Annotated in this window: 15 protein-coding genes; all 15 read right to left on the reverse strand. The window is 58.7% G+C overall.

From position 1 onward, the window contains the following. Positions 1-7: 7 nt before the first annotated feature. On the reverse strand, positions 8-1534 hold the full coding sequence (locus ACYQ54_RS00845) for an NADH-quinone oxidoreductase subunit M (protein ID WP_460078475.1): 1527 nt from the start codon (positions 1532-1534) through the stop codon (positions 8-10). After that, the gene (nuoL, locus tag ACYQ54_RS00850; RefSeq protein WP_460078478.1) at positions 1534-3537 is read right to left on the reverse strand and encodes an NADH-quinone oxidoreductase subunit L; all 2004 of its coding nucleotides are present in this window, start codon (positions 3535-3537) and stop codon (positions 1534-1536) included. The genes ACYQ54_RS00845 and nuoL overlap by 1 nt, the downstream gene beginning before the upstream one ends. A 6-nt stretch (positions 3538-3543) precedes the next feature. Continuing rightward, entirely contained in the window at positions 3544-3852 is a 309-nt protein-coding gene (nuoK, locus tag ACYQ54_RS00855; RefSeq protein ID WP_460078481.1) for an NADH-quinone oxidoreductase subunit NuoK, read from the reverse strand. A 97-nt stretch (positions 3853-3949) separates the two neighbouring features. Then, a complete protein-coding gene (locus ACYQ54_RS00860) occupies positions 3950-4564 on the reverse strand; it encodes an NADH-quinone oxidoreductase subunit J (RefSeq protein ID WP_460081636.1) in 615 nt (204 codons plus the stop codon). 89 nt (positions 4565-4653) lie between these two features. After that, positions 4654-5142, reverse strand: a complete 489-nt coding sequence (gene nuoI / locus ACYQ54_RS00865; RefSeq protein WP_006934709.1) for an NADH-quinone oxidoreductase subunit NuoI — start codon at positions 5140-5142, stop codon at positions 4654-4656. Positions 5143-5162: 20 nt separating this feature from the next. Next, a complete protein-coding gene (locus ACYQ54_RS00870) occupies positions 5163-5399 on the reverse strand; it encodes a hypothetical protein (RefSeq protein WP_460078483.1) in 237 nt (78 codons plus the stop codon). Beyond that, positions 5396-6454, reverse strand: a complete 1059-nt coding sequence (gene nuoH, locus ACYQ54_RS00875; protein WP_460078485.1) for an NADH-quinone oxidoreductase subunit NuoH — start codon at positions 6452-6454, stop codon at positions 5396-5398. The genes ACYQ54_RS00870 and nuoH overlap by 4 nt, the downstream gene beginning before the upstream one ends. Positions 6455-6471: 17 nt before the next feature. Then, entirely contained in the window at positions 6472-8535 is a 2064-nt protein-coding gene (gene nuoG / locus ACYQ54_RS00880) for an NADH-quinone oxidoreductase subunit NuoG (RefSeq protein WP_460078487.1), read from the reverse strand. A gap of 26 nt (positions 8536-8561) precedes the next feature. After that, positions 8562-9863 (reverse strand): NADH-quinone oxidoreductase subunit NuoF, encoded by a 1302-nt coding sequence (gene nuoF, locus ACYQ54_RS00885; protein ID WP_460078489.1) that lies wholly within the window; start codon positions 9861-9863, stop codon positions 8562-8564. Positions 9864-9872: 9 nt separating this feature from the next. Beyond that, positions 9873-11150 (reverse strand): NADH-quinone oxidoreductase subunit E, encoded by a 1278-nt coding sequence (locus ACYQ54_RS00890; protein WP_460078491.1) that lies wholly within the window; start codon positions 11148-11150, stop codon positions 9873-9875. An 81-nt stretch (positions 11151-11231) separates the two neighbouring features. After that, positions 11232-12416, reverse strand: coding sequence for an NADH-quinone oxidoreductase subunit D (locus tag ACYQ54_RS00895; protein WP_460078493.1), 1185 nt, complete (start codon positions 12414-12416; stop codon positions 11232-11234). Next, entirely contained in the window at positions 12409-12858 is a 450-nt protein-coding gene (locus ACYQ54_RS00900) for a GFA family protein (protein WP_460078495.1), read from the reverse strand. Before ACYQ54_RS00900 ends, ACYQ54_RS00895 begins: the two co-directional genes overlap by 8 nt. A gap of 193 nt (positions 12859-13051) precedes the next feature. Further along, positions 13052-13657 (reverse strand): NADH-quinone oxidoreductase subunit C, encoded by a 606-nt coding sequence (locus tag ACYQ54_RS00905; RefSeq protein ID WP_460078497.1) that lies wholly within the window; start codon positions 13655-13657, stop codon positions 13052-13054. A gap of 182 nt (positions 13658-13839) precedes the next feature. Beyond that, on the reverse strand, positions 13840-14418 hold the full coding sequence (locus ACYQ54_RS00910; RefSeq protein WP_006934718.1) for a NuoB/complex I 20 kDa subunit family protein: 579 nt from the start codon (positions 14416-14418) through the stop codon (positions 13840-13842). Further along, the gene (locus ACYQ54_RS00915) at positions 14409-14774 is read right to left on the reverse strand and encodes an NADH-quinone oxidoreductase subunit A (protein WP_460078498.1); all 366 of its coding nucleotides are present in this window, start codon (positions 14772-14774) and stop codon (positions 14409-14411) included. Before ACYQ54_RS00915 ends, ACYQ54_RS00910 begins: the two co-directional genes overlap by 10 nt. Positions 14775-15285 lie beyond the last annotated feature (511 nt).

Raw genomic sequence — 15285 nt, forward strand, 5'->3', positions numbered from 1 at the left:
TCGAAACCTAGTGGGCCGCGGCGGCGGAGGCTGCATGCTGGACAACGCCAGCCGCATCAAGCGCCGCAGTGTATTGATTGATGAGATTGTCGACTGCCCCCTGGGTCACATCCAGGATCGCCATCGGATAGAAGCCGAAGAAGATTGTCAGGATGATCATCGGGATCAGAATGACCTTTTCCCGCAGGTTCAGGTCGAGGATCGACTTGAGGCTTTCCTTTTCCAGCGCCCCGAAAACGACGCGGCGATAGAGGAAAAGCGCATAGGCGGCCGACAGGATCACACCAGTAGTAGCGAAGAACGCCACCCAGGTATTCACCTGGAAAGCACCCATCAGCGTCAGGATTTCCCCGACGAACCCGGACGTGCCCGGCAGGCCGACGTTGGCCATGGTGAAGATCAGGAAGGCCACCGCATACTTCGGCATCCGGTTGACCAGACCGCCGTAGGCCGCAATCTCGCGGGTATGCATCCGGTCGTAGATGACGCCAACGCAAAGGAAGAGCGCACCGGAAACAATACCGTGGGAGAGCATCTGGAAGATACCGCCCTGCACACCCTGCTCGGTCATCGTGAAGATACCCATGGTGACGTAGCCCATGTGCGCGACCGAAGAATAGGCGATCAGCTTCTTGATGTCCTCCTGCGCAAGTGCCACCAGCGAGGTATAGATGATCGCAACCACCGACAGCGTGAACACGAAAGGTGCAAACATGTCGGATGCAAGCGGGAACATCGGCAACGAGAAGCGCAGAAAGCCATAACCACCGAGCTTCAGCAGCACGCCCGCCAGAATGACGGAACCGGCTGTCGGAGCTTCCACGTGTGCGTCCGGCAACCATGTGTGAACCGGCCACATCGGCATCTTCACGGCAAAGCTTGCAAAGAAGGCCAGCCACAGCCAGGTCTGCATGTCCCCCGGGAACTGGTGAGCCAACAGCTCTTCAATGTTGGTGGTGCCGGCATTCCAGTACATCGCCATGATCGCGATCAGCATCAGCACGGAGCCGAGCAGCGTGTAGAGGAAGAACTTGTAGGATGCATAGACCCTGCGAGCACCACCCCACACACCGATGATCAGGAACATCGGAATGAGGCCAGCTTCGAAGAACACATAGAACACAACCAGATCCAACGCACAGAAGACGCCGATCATCAGCGCTTCCAGAACGAGGAAGGCGATCATGTATTCCTTCACCCGCTTCTGAACGCTGTCCCAGGAGGCCAGGATGCAGAACGGCATCAGGAAGGTCGTCAGGATCACGAAGAGGACGGAAATACCGTCGACACCCATGCGATAGCTGATGTTGCTGCCCAGCCATTCCCGGTGTTCCACAAACTGGAAGCCGGAATTGGCGTAGTCGAAATTGCCCCAGATGAAGAGCGACAGAAGAAAGGTCACCGATGTGGTCACCAGAGCGACCATCCGGATGTTCTTCTTGCTGCCCTCGTCATTCCCCGGAACCAGGAGAATGAAGAGCACGCCCAGCAGCGGCAAGAACGTCGTGAGTGACAGAATTGGCCAGTCAATCATTAGTGTGCACCCCCGCCGGTGCCTGCACCGGTGAACATCGACCAGGTGATAAGCGCAGCCACACCGATCAGCATCGCAAATGCATAGTGATAGAGATATCCGGTCTGCAGGCGGACAACCCAGGCGGTCACGTTCTGGACACGGGCGGCGACGCCGTTCGGGCCATAACCGTCGATTACGGTGCCGTCGCCTTTCTTCCAGAGGACCCGGCCGAGCCACATGGCAGGACGGATAAAGATGAAGTTATAGAGCTCGTCGAAGTACCACTTGTTGAGCAGGAACTGATAGAGGCCGGAATGGCGCTCTGCCAGCTGCTTCGGCGTTTCCGGCGAGCGGATGTAGAACTGGTAGGCGACAAGGAAGCCCAGAACCATCATGACGAAGGGCGAAACCTTCACCCAGCCCGGGACGTCATGCATGGCGTGCAGGATATGGTTGGTTTCGCTGTTGAACAGCGAGCCCTTCCAGAACTCCGCATAGCCTTCACCGTAGAATGATCCGTAGAAGACCATGCCAGCAAGGGCAGCACCGATCGACAGGACAAACAGCGGCACCGTCATCACCAGCGGCGATTCATGCACGTGCTTCATGACATCGACAGGAGCACGTGGCTTGCCGTGGAAGGTCATGAACGTCAGACGCCAGGAGTAGAACGACGTCAGCGCTGCCGCGATAACGGTCATCCAGAAGCCGTACAGGGCCATCGGATTGGCATGTTCGCCCGTGGAGCCGGCGAAAGCCGCCTCGATGATGGCATCCTTGGAAATGAAGCCCGCGAAACCGATATGGGTGAACGGAATGCCGACACCCGTCAGGGCAAGCGTACCGATCATCATCGTCCAGTAGGTGATCGGAATGTGCTTCCGGAGACCGCCCATCTTTCGCATGTCCTGTTCGTCGGAAACGGCGTGGATCACCGAACCGGCGCATAGGAACAGCAGCGCCTTGAAGAAAGCGTGCGTGAACAGGTGGAAGATGCCGATCGAGTAGGCTCCGACCCCAAGCGCAACGAACATGTAGCCGAGCTGAGAACAGGTCGAATAGGCGATCACGCGCTTGATGTCGTTCTGCACCAGGCCGACGGTTGCGGCGAAGAAGGCCGTCGTTGCACCGAAGAACACGATGACCGTCAGCGCGGTATGCGAGAGTTCCATCAGCGGCGACAGACGCGCCACCATGAACACGCCCGCTGTCACCATGGTCGCGGCGTGGATAAGCGCGGACACCGGTGTCGGGCCTTCCATCGCATCCGGCAGCCAGGTGTGCAGCAGGAACTGTGCCGACTTGCCCATGGCGCCCATGAACAGAAGCAGGCAGACCACCGTCATGGCAGAGTGCGGATCGAGCTGATAGCCGAGGAAGGTCATCACCTCGCCGTGCTCCTGAATGAAGGACGGCGCATCATTGAAGATGGTGGTGAATTCGATGCTCTGGAACAGATAGAAGACGCCGAAAATGCCGAGCGCGAAACCGAAGTCGCCGACACGGTTGACGACGAAAGCCTTGATCGCGGCCGCATTCGCGGAAGGTTTCTGGTACCAGAAGCCGATCAGGAGATATGAGGCAAGGCCCACACCTTCCCAGCCGAAGAACATCTGCAACAGGTTGTCGGCCGTTACCAGCGACAGCATCGCAAAGGTGAAAAGCGACAGATAGGCAAAGAACCGTGGCCGGTGCGGATCATGGTGCATGTAACCGATAGAATAGACATGCACGAGCGCGGACACCGTCGTCACCACGATCAGCATCACGGCAGTCAGGGTGTCGACCCGGATGGACCAGGATACCTTCAGGTCACCGGCATCAATCCAGCGGAACAGATCGACGATCTGCATTTCGGAGCCGCCGAGCCAGAACCCGAAGAAGGTGATCCAGGACAGCAGCGCTGCAATGATCAGCAGGCCACTGGTAATATACTCGCTGGCCTTGGCACCGATGGCGCGGCCGAAAAGACCGGCGATCAGGAAGCCGATCAGCGGCAGGAACAGGATTGCGGAATACATCAGCTCCTACCCTTTCATCACGTTGACGTCTTCCACGGCGATGGAGCCGCGGTTCCGGTGGAAGACCACCAGGATCGCAAGGCCGATGGCGGCCTCAGCGGCAGCCACGGTGAGAATCAGCATGGTGAAGATCTGCCCCATCATGTCGCCGAGGAACGACGAAAAGGCGACAAAGTTGATGTTCACCGACAGCAACAGCAGCTCGATAGACATCAAGATAACAATCACGTTTTTCCTGTTCAGGAAGATCCCGAAGATCCCGATCGTGAACAGGATCGCCGCGACCGACAGATAGTGCGACAGACCGATTTCCATGGGCGCCTCGCCGTGCTCCCCTCGTTTACCCCAACCGGAAACAGCACGGAGGAGCGTGCCTGTTCCCGGACTTTCTCGAAAACGCAACCAGGTTGCGTCAGATACCCTTGCCCGTCTCCACTTTGCGGACCTCAATGGAGGCTTCGCGATTGCGCGCAACCTGGTCCGGAATGCTTTGACGTTTGACATTCGGCTTGTGGCGCAGTGTCAGGACAATCGCCCCGATCATGGCCACCAGAAGAACCAGGCCAGCAACCTGGAAGAAGTAGATGTACTTTGTGTAGAGCACCGACCCGATTGCCTGGATGTTGCTCACGTCGCTAAGTGCGGGCATCGGTTCGGCCCCGTGGCCGAGAACGCCTGGTGCAATGATCCAGGCTCCAAGCCCCATCAGCAGTTCGACCAACAGGATCACTCCGACCAGTGCACCAACGGGCAGATACTGAAGGAAGCCCTGTCGCAATTCGACAAAGTCGACATCCAGCATCATGACGACGAACAGGAACAGAACTGCCACCGCGCCGACATAGACGACCACCAGCAGCAGGGCCAGATACTCGGCTCCCAGCAGAATGAAAAGACCTGCGGAATTCACAAACGCCAGGATCAGGAACAGAACCGACGCCACCGGATTGCGCGACGCGATCACCATGAATGCTGACGCCAGGGTGACGCCGGCAAACAGGTAGAAAAAGAGGGCTTTCAGGATCATTTCGAAGACCTGCCTGTCGTGTGGCCTTGCGGCCGGAAGTGCGGTGCCCGGCCGGATTGCCGGGCTGGAAACCATTGTTCGGTATGCTCCTAACGGTAAGGAGCATCCATTTCAATGTTGCGGGCAATTTCGCGTTCCCAGCGGTCGCCGTTCGCAAGAAGCTTTTCCTTGTCGTAGTAAAGCTCTTCGCGGGTTTCCGTGGCGAATTCGAAATTGGGGCCCTCGACAATCGCATCCACCGGGCAGGCTTCCTGACAGAAGCCGCAATAGATGCATTTGACCATGTCGATGTCGTAGCGCGTGGTGCGGCGCGTGCCGTCATTGCGGCGCGGACCGGCTTCGATGGTGATTGCCTGAGCCGGGCAGATGGCCTCGCACAGCTTGCAGGCAATGCAGCGCTCTTCACCGTTCGGATAACGGCGCAGCGCATGTTCACCCCGGAAGCGCGGGCTCACCGGCCCCTTCTCAAACGGATAATTGACCGTTGGTTTCGGCTTGAAGAAGTAACGCATCGCCAGAACGAAAGCCGACACGAACTCCTGCAGAAACAGCGATTTGACGGCTTGACTAAGTCCCATCGCTTTTAGCCTCTCTTTCCTCAACCAGCCAGCTGACTGGCGGCCCAATAGCCGATGATCGGGAAACCGAACACCGGAACTCCAAAAACCAGTGCGCCCAGAAGCGCCTTGTGTCTGGCAACGACACCACCGTCGCCGCCAGCTTGTCTGTTCTTCGTCTCCGCCGCCTGAAGCATACCCTTCAGGATCTTCCAATCGAGCCAGCCGACATAAAGACCGACGGCGGCGCCGATTGCACCGGCGAGCGAGATGGTCACGCTGCGCCCGGTGCCCAGCCCATGACCATCAGGACTGCGGCGACGACCACGACCATTGCCAGCGACAGCGGCAGGAACACTTTCCAGCCCAGGCGCATCAGCTGGTCATAGCGGTAACGTGGAACCATTGCCTTCACCATGGCGAACATGAAGAAGCCAAGGAAACACTTCAGCAGGAACCAGACGATGCCCGGCACCCAGGTGAACGGTGCGAAGTCGAACGGCGGCAGCCATCCCCCCATGAAGAAGATGCTCATCAGCGCGCACATCAGACAGATGGCGACATACTCGCCGAGCATGAACATCATGTACGGGGTAGAGCCGTATTCCACCATGAAGCCGGCAACCAGTTCCGATTCCGCTTCCGCAAGATCGAACGGCGGACGGTTTGTTTCAGCCAGCGCGGAAATGAAGAACACCACGAACATCGGGAACAGCGGCAGCCAGTACCAGTTCAGGAACGAAAGCCATGGCACGCCAAGCATGTTGGCAAGGCCGGTTTCCTGTGCCTGAACGATGCCGGTCAGGTTCAAGGTACCGGCACACAGCAGCACGGTGACGATCACGAAACCGATGGAAACTTCATAGGAAACCATCTGCGCGGCCGACCGCAGTGCGGACAGGAACGGATACTTGGAGTTGGATGCCCAACCACCGATGATGACACCGTAGACTTCGAGTGATGAAACCGCAAAGACGAAGAGCACGCCAAGATTGATGTTCGCGATCACCCAGCCGTCCGCAACCGGTATCACGGCCCAGGCCGCCAGGGCCAGAAGCACGGAGACCAGCGGCGCCAGAAGAAACAGCACCTTGTTGGAACCTGAGGGTATAACCGGTTCCTTCAGGACGAACTTCAAAAGGTCGGCAAAACTCTGGAACAGGCCCCAGGGCCCGACCACGTTCGGACCACGACGGATCTGGACCGCGGCCCAGATCTTGCGGTCGGCGTACAGCACGTAGGCGACAATCACCAGAAGCACGACCATCAGCAGAACGCTCTGGAATGCCATCCAGAGGAACGGCCAGCCGTAGGTCGTCATGAACTCAGCCATATCGGTCCCCTACCCCTTTATTCAGCTGCTTCTGCCGCTCGCGTCCTGGCGAGCGCCGAACACTCGGCCATCGTCTTGGAGGCGCGGGCGATCGGGTTGGTCAAGTAAAAGTCGCGGATCACGTTGGCAAAACCGGAGCTGTCCATTTTTGCCTTGGCATTGGCCAGCTTTTCGATGTCGCCCGCATCACCGGCCTCGATCGCGTCGATCCCGGTCATGTGCGGCACGGCTTCGAACAGCTTCGCACGCAATTCGGCAAGCGAATTGAATTCCAGAGTCTGGCCGAGGCTTGCGGACAGTGCCCGCAGGATTGCCCAGTCTTCACGCGCGTCACCCGGAGGGAACGCTGCCCGGTCGGCGAGCTGGACGCGGCCTTCGGTGTTTACGTAGATCGCGGATTTTTCGGTATAGGCCGCTCCCGGCAGGATCACGTCGGCGCGGTGTGCGCCGCGATCGCCATGCGTCCCCTGGTACACGACGAAAGCTCCTTCCGGAACTTCGACTTCGTCAACGCCGAGCAGGAACAGCACATCCAGTGCCCCCGGCTCCAGCATGGCCCCGGTGTCCTTGCCACCTTCACCCGGAACAAACCCGAGGTCGAGAGCGCCGACCTGAGAGGCTTCGGTGTGCAGGATGTTGAAACCGTTCCAGCCGTCCTTGATCACGCCAAGCGACTTGGCGGCGGCCGCAATGGTTGCCAGAACTTCAGCACCGTCCGGACGGTTCAACGCTCCCTGACCGACGATGAACATTGGCCGTTCGGCCCTTGCCGGAGCGTGGTTCAGAAATTCCTTCAGGCTGTCGGGGCCGGCCCCAAGATAGGTCACCGGGTAGGTAAGCTCGGCATTTTCGCCGATCAGCCCGATCGTAACATCACCGCGAACCCAACGCTTGCGGATGCGAGCATTCAGAACCGGCGCTTCCTGACGCGGGTTGGTCCCGATGAGCATGATCGCATCAGCGTCTTCAATGCCCTGAATGGTGCTGTTGAAGAGGTAGCTGGCGCGACCGTTCTTCGGATGTAGCGGAGACCCCGGGAAACGGCTGTCGATATTGGCGACGCCAAGCTTCTCCATCAGGCTCTTCAGCGCGAACATGTCCTCAACGCCCGCCATCTGGCCAGCCAGAGCACCGATCTTGTCAGCGCTCGTGGTCTTCACCTTGTCGGCGATGATCTGGAACGCTTCGCCCCAGGAAACCGGCTGCAGCTTACCGTCTTTTTTCGCGTAAGGTCGGTCAAGGCGCTGTGTCTTCAGACCGTCCCAGATGTAACGGGACTTGTCGGAGATCCACTCCTCGTTCACCTCTTCATTGAGCCGAGGCATAACACGCATGACTTCCTTGCCGCGCGTGTCGACGCGGATCGCCGACCCGACCGCATCCATCACGTCGATGCTCTCGGTCTTGGTCAGTTCCCACGGACGGGCATGGAATTCGTAAGGCTTGTGCGTCAGGGCGCCAACCGGGCACAGATCTGCAACGTTGCCCTGCATCTCGGACGACAGGGCCGCCTCGAGATAGGTGGTAATTTCCGCGTCTTCGCCGCGGCCAATCAGGCCCATATCGGTGACGCCGCAAACTTCCGTGGTGAAACGGACACACCGCGTGCAGTGAATGCAACGGGTCATGATCGTCTTGATCAGTGGCCCGATTTCCTTGTTCTCGACAGCGCGCTTGTTCTCATGGAACCGGGAGCCGTCGACACCATAGGCCATTGCCTGGTCCTGCAGATCGCACTCGCCGCCCTGGTCGCAGATCGGGCAATCCAGCGGGTGGTTGATGAGCAGGAACTCCATCACCCCTTCGCGGGCTTTCTTGACCATCTCAGACTTGGTCTCGACCACCGGCGGTTCGCCGTTGGGCCCCGGACGCAGGTCCTTCACGCCCATGGCACAGGAGGCGGTAGGCTTGGGCGGTCCGCCCTTCACTTCCACCAGGCACATGCGACAGTTGCCGGCAATCGACAGCCGGTCATGGTAACAAAAGCGCGGAACCTCGGCGCCCGCCTCTTCACAGGCCTGAAGCAGCGTGTAGTCCGACGGGACATCCACTTCCTTGCCGTCGATGATGAGCTTCGTCATCCGTTGCTCTCCAAATCCCGTTCCGCTTACTCAGCCGCCACCATCGTCGAAGAAGACTTCGACTTGGCGACATAGTCATCGATGCGTTGCTCGATAACAGGCCGGAAATTCTTGATCAAACCCTGGATCGGCCAGGCGGCCGCGTCCCCGAGTGCACAAATCGTGTGGCCTTCGACCTGCTTGGTCACCTTGAACAGCATGTCGATTTCCTCATAGGAGGATTCGCCCTTCACCATGCGTTCCATCACGCGCCACATCCAGCCCGTGCCTTCGCGGCACGGTGTGCACTGGCCGCAGCTTTCGTGCTTGTAGAAGTAGGACAGCCGGGCGATGGCCTTGATGATGTCGGTCGACTTGTCCATGACAATCACGGCTGCCGTGCCCAGACCGGAGCCCAGGCCGCGCAACGTGTCGAAGTCCATCGGCGCGTCCTTGATCTGCTCCGCAGTCAGACACGGAACGGACGAACCGCCCGGAATAACGGCAAGCAGATTGTCCCAACCGTCCCGGATGCCGCCGCAATGCTTGTCGATCATCTCGGCGAACGGGATGCCCAGTTCTTCCTCGAAAGTCGACGGCTTGTTGACGTGGCCGGAGACGCAGAACAACTTGGTGCCGGTATTGTTCGGACGGCCAAGCGCGGAGAACCAGGCCGCGCCGCGGCGCAGAATGGTCGGAGCGACCGCAATCGATTCAACGTTGTTCACCGTGGTCGGGCAACCGTAAAGACCAACGTTGGCCGGGAACGGCGGCTTCAGGCGCGGCTGGCCCTTCTTGCCTTCCAGGCTCTCCAGCAGTGCTGTTTCCTCACCGCAGATGTAGGCGCCGGCACCGTGGTGCACGTAAATGTCGAAATCGTAGCCGTTCTTGTTGTTCTTGCCGATCAGACCGGCGTCATAAGCCTGGTCGATCGCAGCTTGCAAACGCTCACGCTCGCGAATGAATTCGCCGCGAACGTAGATGTAGGCGGCAATGGCACCCATTGCGTAGCCGGCAACAAGGCAGCCCTCGACCAGCGTATGCGGATCGTGGCGTAGAATTTCGCGGTCCTTGCAGGTGCCGGGCTCGGACTCGTCGGCATTGACGACGAGATACGCCGGACGCCCATCGGACTCCTTCGGCATGAACGACCATTTCAGGCCGGTCGGAAACCCTGCACCACCGCGGCCGCGCAGACCCGAATCCTTCATTTCCTGAATGATCCAGTCACGCCCCTTGTCGATGAGGCCCTTGGTATTGTCCCACTGGCCGCGCTTCCGGGCGCCTTCCAGGCCCCAGTCGTGGAGACCGTAGATATTGGTGAAGATCCGATCCTGATCCTTCAGCATCTCTTCCCCCTAGTCTTCGCTCTTGGAGGAGGCCACTTCACCGGCTTCCACGCGCTTGGAAAATTCAGTTTCACCACCGGATGCCAGTACCTTGGCCTGCTCGATCCAGCCATCGCGCTCGATGCGGCCCTTGAACTTCAGGCGGCTGTCGACCCACGCGACTTCCTGCGGTCCCCAGGAGGCGACCTGATCGAAGTGGAAAAATCCGAGTTCGTTGAGTGTCGCTTCCAGTTTCGGTCCGACACCCTTCAGCTTCTTGAGATCGTCCGGCTTACCACCCCGTGCAGCCTTGAGAAGTTCTGGTTCGTTTTCCTGAACATTGCCGCTTCCGCTTGTGTCGGCTGTGCGGGCGACTTCCACTTCGGCGCGGTCATCGGAGTCCGGCTTGCCTTTGTTCTGGCTGCGTGCCGCGGGTGTGGCTGCCTTTTCGGCCTTGGCTTTCTTGGCCGGTTCGGCTTTTGCCTCTGCCTTCTTGGGTGCAGGCGCTGCAGCAGGAGCTTCGTCCTTTTTGGCAGACTTGGCAGCGTGCGCAGCCTTCACCTTGGCGACAGCGTCTTCAGCCGGGGTCGGCACACCGTCATAGTCATTGCCACCTGCATTGATCGGAGCGCCGGCAAAGGCATGTGATGCCTTCTCGGCGCCATCGACCACATGAGGAACCGGAAGTTCCCCCTTGGTGTTGTCGTCAATCTCGCTGAGCGTGGTCTGACCACCTTCGGCCATTGCAAACCGGCGGCCGTTCTGCGGTCCCGGTGTAACTTCCTTGCCGGCGGAAATATCGTCGATCAGCTGGTTGAAACTGTCTGGTGTCAGGTCTTCATAGGTATCCTTGAAGATCTGAACCATCGGCGCATTGACGCAGGCACCAAGGCACTCGACTTCTTCCCAGGAGAACATGCCGTCCTCGGAGATCTCGTGCATGTGCTTGGCAATGCGGCTCTTGCAGATCTTGATCAGGTCTTCGGATCCGCGCAGCTGGCAAGGCGTCGTTCCGCAAACCTGGATATGCGCCTTCTTGCCGACCGGCTGGAGCTGGAACATGGTGTAGAACGTCGCCACTTCCAGAACGCGGATCTTCGGCATGTCCAGCAGCTCCGCGATGTAGCGGATTGCCGGCTCACTGACCCAGCCTTCGTTCTGTTCCTGCGCACGCCACAAAAGCGGAATGACCGCGGAGGCCTGACGGCCTGCCGGATAACGGTCGATCAGCTTCTTCGCCCAGTCGAGGTTTTTCTCGGTGAACGCGAAGCTTTCTGGTTGTTCCGCGGCAAGTCGGCGAACTGCCATGGTGTTATCCCCGTTCTGTCATAATGACCGGAGCCGGACGGGCGGCTGCCAGGGTCGAAAATTGGTTGTGAGCCGCCCGCATCAGCGGTCGACCTCACCGAACACGATGTCCAGGGACCCCAGCACAGCCGAAACATCGGCAAGCATGTGCCCGCGGCACAGGAAGTCCATGGCCTGAAGGTGGGCATAGCCCGGCGCCTTGATCTTGCAGCGGTACGGCTTGTTTGTGCCGTCCGCAACCAGGTAGACGCCGAATTCGCCCTTGGGTGCCTCGACAGCGGCGTAAACTTCACCCGCCGGGACGTGATAGCCTTCGGTGTAGAGCTTGAAGTGATGAATGAGCGCTTCCATCGAACGCTTCATCTCACCACGCTTCGGCGGCACGATCTTGCCGTCAACAGACGAGACCGGACCGGTTTCGACAGTCAACTTTTCCAGGCACTGCTTCATGATCCGCACGGACTGACGCATCTCTTCCATGCGGATCAGGTAGCGGTCATAGCAGTCGCCGTTCTTGCCGATCGGAATATCGAAATCAAGTTCGGAGTAGCATTCATAAGGCTGCGACTTGCGCAGATCCCAGGGAGCACCGGAGCCGCGAACCATCACGCCGGAGAAACCCCAGGCCCAGGCGTCATCAAGATCGACAACACCGATGTCGACGTTGCGCTGCTTGAAGATACGGTTGTCGGTCAAAAGGCCTTCGATATCGTCAAGCGTCTGCAGGAACGGATCGCAGAAATCCCAGATATCGTCGAGCAGATCACGCGACAGGTCCTGATGTACGCCACCCGGACGCACATAAGCTGCGTGCATACGCGCACCGCACGCCCGCTCATAGAACACCATCAGCTCTTCGCGAGGCTCAAAACCCCAGAGCGGCGGCGTCAGGGCGCCAACGTCCATGGCCTGTGTGGTCACGTTGAGAAGATGCGACAGCAGGCGGCCGATTTCCGAGTAGAGCACACGGATCAGCTGACCACGCTTGGGCACTTCCACACCAAGCATACGCTCGACCGCGAGGGCAAAAGCGTGTTCCTGGTTCATCGGCGCCACATAGTCGAGGCGGTCGAAATAGGGAATGGCCTGCAGATAGGTCTTCTGCTCGATCAGTTTTTCGGTACCGCGGTGCAGGAGACCGATATGCGGATCCACACGGGTGACCACTTCCCCGTCGAGCTCAAGCACGAGACGAAGAACGCCGTGCGCCGCAGGGTGCTGCGGACCGAAGTTGATGTTGAAATTACGAACCTGAGCCTCAGCCATTTTGAGGTTCCTGCATTTTTTGCGTGAAATAGGCGATGACTTCGGGGCCGGTCATTCTGCGGGTTTCATTTGCGAAGGCATAGTTAGCCGGTTGCTCGTCAACGAAAATTTCGGACGTGAACTTGAACACCGACGGGTCATCGAAGGCTTGCGCGGCAACACTGGCGTGGGATCCGTCGGCCATGCGCCACATCAGCGACGAGCCGCACTTGCTGCAGAAAACCCTCTCGCCGTAGTCAGAGGATTTGTAGACGCCAAGTGACTTCTCGCCATCGACGGCGATAGTGTCCATCGGACCGCAGCTCACCGCCATATAGGTGCCTCCGGTCCAGCGGCGGCACATGGCACAGTGGCAGACGCCCATTTCGCCGTCGACAGGCGTTGCGGTGAACCGCACTTCGCCGCAAAGACAACCACCTGAAAGCCGTTCAACCATTTTCATACGTCTCCCGGCCAACGTTTAAAGGCCAAGACCCAAAGCAACACTAGATTCAATAGCGGCACTAACATCAGCAAGCTAAGAGCTGCTGGCCATCCCGCACGAGGAAAGATGCGCCAAAAGGGAACGACAAACACTATCACCCAGATCAGCATTATAAGTATTTGCCAGATGCTAATACCCATTGCCCCGCCCCTCAGTTCGTCGTTGCTTTCTCGTCACCAGGCAGCACGTAGTCCGTGCCTTCCCAGGGCGAGAGGAAGTCGAAGGAGCGCATTTCCTGGTTCAGGCGTACCGGTTCGTAGACGACGCGCTTTTTCTCGTCGTCATAGCGAACTTCAACAAACCCCGTGACCGGAAAGTCCTTGCGCAGCGGATAACCGTCAAAACCGTAGTCAGTAAGAATACGGCGCAGATCCGGATGGCCGGAGAACAGAATGCCATACATGTCGTAGGCTTCACGCTCAAACCATTCGGCACCTGGAAACAGCGGCGTCAGCGAAGCGACCGGCGTGTTCTCGTCGGTTGCGACCTTCACACGAACGCGCTGGTTCTGAACAGGTGACAGGAAGTGGTAGACCACGTCAAAGCGCTTTTCGCGCGACGGGTAGTCAACACCGCAGATGTCCGTCAGGTTGACGAACTTGCACGAGCTGTTGTCGCGCAGAAAGCGGATCACATCGAGAATGTCGGTCGCGTTTACGGTCAGCGTCAGCTCACCATATTCGACCTTCCAGGACACAAGGGACTCACCCAGACCGAGCTCGATATGCTCAGCGAGTTCCTTCAACGTCTCGTCCATCGTGTTCGACCTCACTCGTAGATCAACATGTGGCCAACCGGTTCAGGTTGACTGCCGACTGCTGATCGATCCAGTTTGCCGGGTGTTCATTGCGCCCGGCTGGGCGCAACCCGGAGAGTCAGTTTACCGGGCGCCAGGCGCCCTCTCCCTCAAAAATCCGCCGCCTGTTCGGCGGCAGATCCTTATCTTTCTATCGTACCCGTGCGGCGGATCTTCTTCTGAAGCATCAACACGCCGTAGAGCAGAGCCTCTGCTGTCGGAGGACAGCCCGGAACGTAGATATCGACCGGTACCACACGGTCGCACCCGCGCACCACCGAATAGGAATAGTGGTAGTAGCCGCCACCATTGGCGCACGAGCCCATGGAGATGACATAGCGCGGCTCTGGCATCTGGTCGTAGACCTTGCGCAAGGCCGGCGCCATCTTGTTGGTCAGCGTACCCGCAACGATCATGACGTCGGACTGGCGCGGTGACGCGCGCGGAGCAAAGCCGAAACGCTCTGCGTCATAGCGCGGCATCGACATCTGCATCATTTCCACGGCGCAGCAGGCAAGACCGAAGGTCATCCACATCAGCGAGCCGGTACGGGCCCACTGGATGAGATTGTCGGTGGACGTAACGAGAAACCCCTTGTCGGCCAGCTCGTTATTGACTTCCAGGAAGAATGCGTCGTCCGCGCCAACAGGCTTGCCCGTATTCGGGTCGATAATACCCTGCGGTTGCGGTGCAACGAGCGGCTCGGTCGTGGTCAATCCCATTCCAGCGCTCCCTTTTTCCATTCATAGATGAAGCCGACGGTCAGGACACCGAGGAAGACCATCATGGACCAGAAGCCGAACCAGCCGAGGTCACCGAACACGGTAGCCCAAGGGAACAGGAACGCGACTTCAAGGTCAAAGATGATGAAAAGGATCGAGACCAGATAAAAGCGCACGTCGAATTTCATGCGCGCATCGTCGAAGGCGTTGAAACCGCACTCATAGGCCGACAGCTTCTCCGGATCCGGATTCTTGTAGGCCAGAATGAAAGGCGAAATCAGCAGCGCAAGGCCGATCACCAGCGCAATGCCGATGAACACGACGATCGGGACATATTCCCGCAAGAGTTCTTCCATGTCTTTCGCGTCCTTGCATATGGAGGCGGATCGGGAGGCGATCCGGTGCCGGGGCTGCGCGCCCCGTTGCCTCATTTTACCGGCAGGTCACGCTGTGCCCGTCGGCATTTATGAAACCAACATGCGAGCGCACGCTTAGCTTACGACTTGGTGCAACGCAAGACCCACATGCGGTCAAACTCTTGCCATGTTTGCACCTGCTTCGCGCCGACCCCCGACAAATCCCTAATTTCAGCCAGTTTGCAGGAAGGCAAAATCTTTGCACAACCCTCAAGGAAATATGCCGCACCTGCGTTCGATTTCCACCCCCCTCGCAGAATCGCAGTATGTGTCAATCAAACACCAAAAGAGCTGAAATTTGAATGGACTGTACTGCCCCAGTCCGTGACCGCATGATAGCGATCCTGACGTCAAAGCCAAGGGGCGCCGACGAGCACGGCGCCGCGCGCGCTTCAGTCGCAACCTGAAGATTTAGGTAGAAGTATCTGGGACAAGAAGAAGAACCGTGAGT

This window comes from Roseibium sp. LAB1, assembly GCF_054658235.1.

Coding starts and splice junctions, on each gene's coding strand:
- nuoK (WP_460078481.1), bottom strand. CDS start 3,852: ATGGAAATCGGTCTGTCGCACTATCTGTCGGTCGCGGCGATCCTGTTC.
- ACYQ54_RS00910 (WP_006934718.1), bottom strand. CDS start 14,418: ATGGGATTGACCACGACCGAGCCGCTCGTTGCACCGCAACCGCAGGGT.
- ACYQ54_RS00905 (WP_460078497.1), bottom strand. CDS start 13,657: ATGGACGAGACGTTGAAGGAACTCGCTGAGCATATCGAGCTCGGTCTG.
- nuoL (WP_460078478.1), bottom strand. CDS start 3,537: ATGTATTCCGCAATCCTGTTCCTGCCGCTGATCGGCTTCCTGATCGCC.
- ACYQ54_RS00860 (WP_460081636.1), bottom strand. CDS start 4,564: ATGATCCTGAAAGCCCTCTTTTTCTACCTGTTTGCCGGCGTCACCCTG.
- ACYQ54_RS00890 (WP_460078491.1), bottom strand. CDS start 11,150: ATGGCAGTTCGCCGACTTGCCGCGGAACAACCAGAAAGCTTCGCGTTC.
- nuoH (WP_460078485.1), bottom strand. CDS start 6,454: ATGGCTGAGTTCATGACGACCTACGGCTGGCCGTTCCTCTGGATGGCA.
- ACYQ54_RS00845 (WP_460078475.1), bottom strand. CDS start 1,534: ATGATTGACTGGCCAATTCTGTCACTCACGACGTTCTTGCCGCTGCTG.
- ACYQ54_RS00900 (WP_460078495.1), bottom strand. CDS start 12,858: ATGAAAATGGTTGAACGGCTTTCAGGTGGTTGTCTTTGCGGCGAAGTG.
- ACYQ54_RS00915 (WP_460078498.1), bottom strand. CDS start 14,774: ATGGAAGAACTCTTGCGGGAATATGTCCCGATCGTCGTGTTCATCGGC.
- nuoI (WP_006934709.1), bottom strand. CDS start 5,142: ATGGGACTTAGTCAAGCCGTCAAATCGCTGTTTCTGCAGGAGTTCGTG.
- ACYQ54_RS00895 (WP_460078493.1), bottom strand. CDS start 12,416: ATGGCTGAGGCTCAGGTTCGTAATTTCAACATCAACTTCGGTCCGCAG.
- nuoG (WP_460078487.1), bottom strand. CDS start 8,535: ATGACGAAGCTCATCATCGACGGCAAGGAAGTGGATGTCCCGTCGGAC.
- nuoF (WP_460078489.1), bottom strand. CDS start 9,863: ATGCTGAAGGATCAGGATCGGATCTTCACCAATATCTACGGTCTCCAC.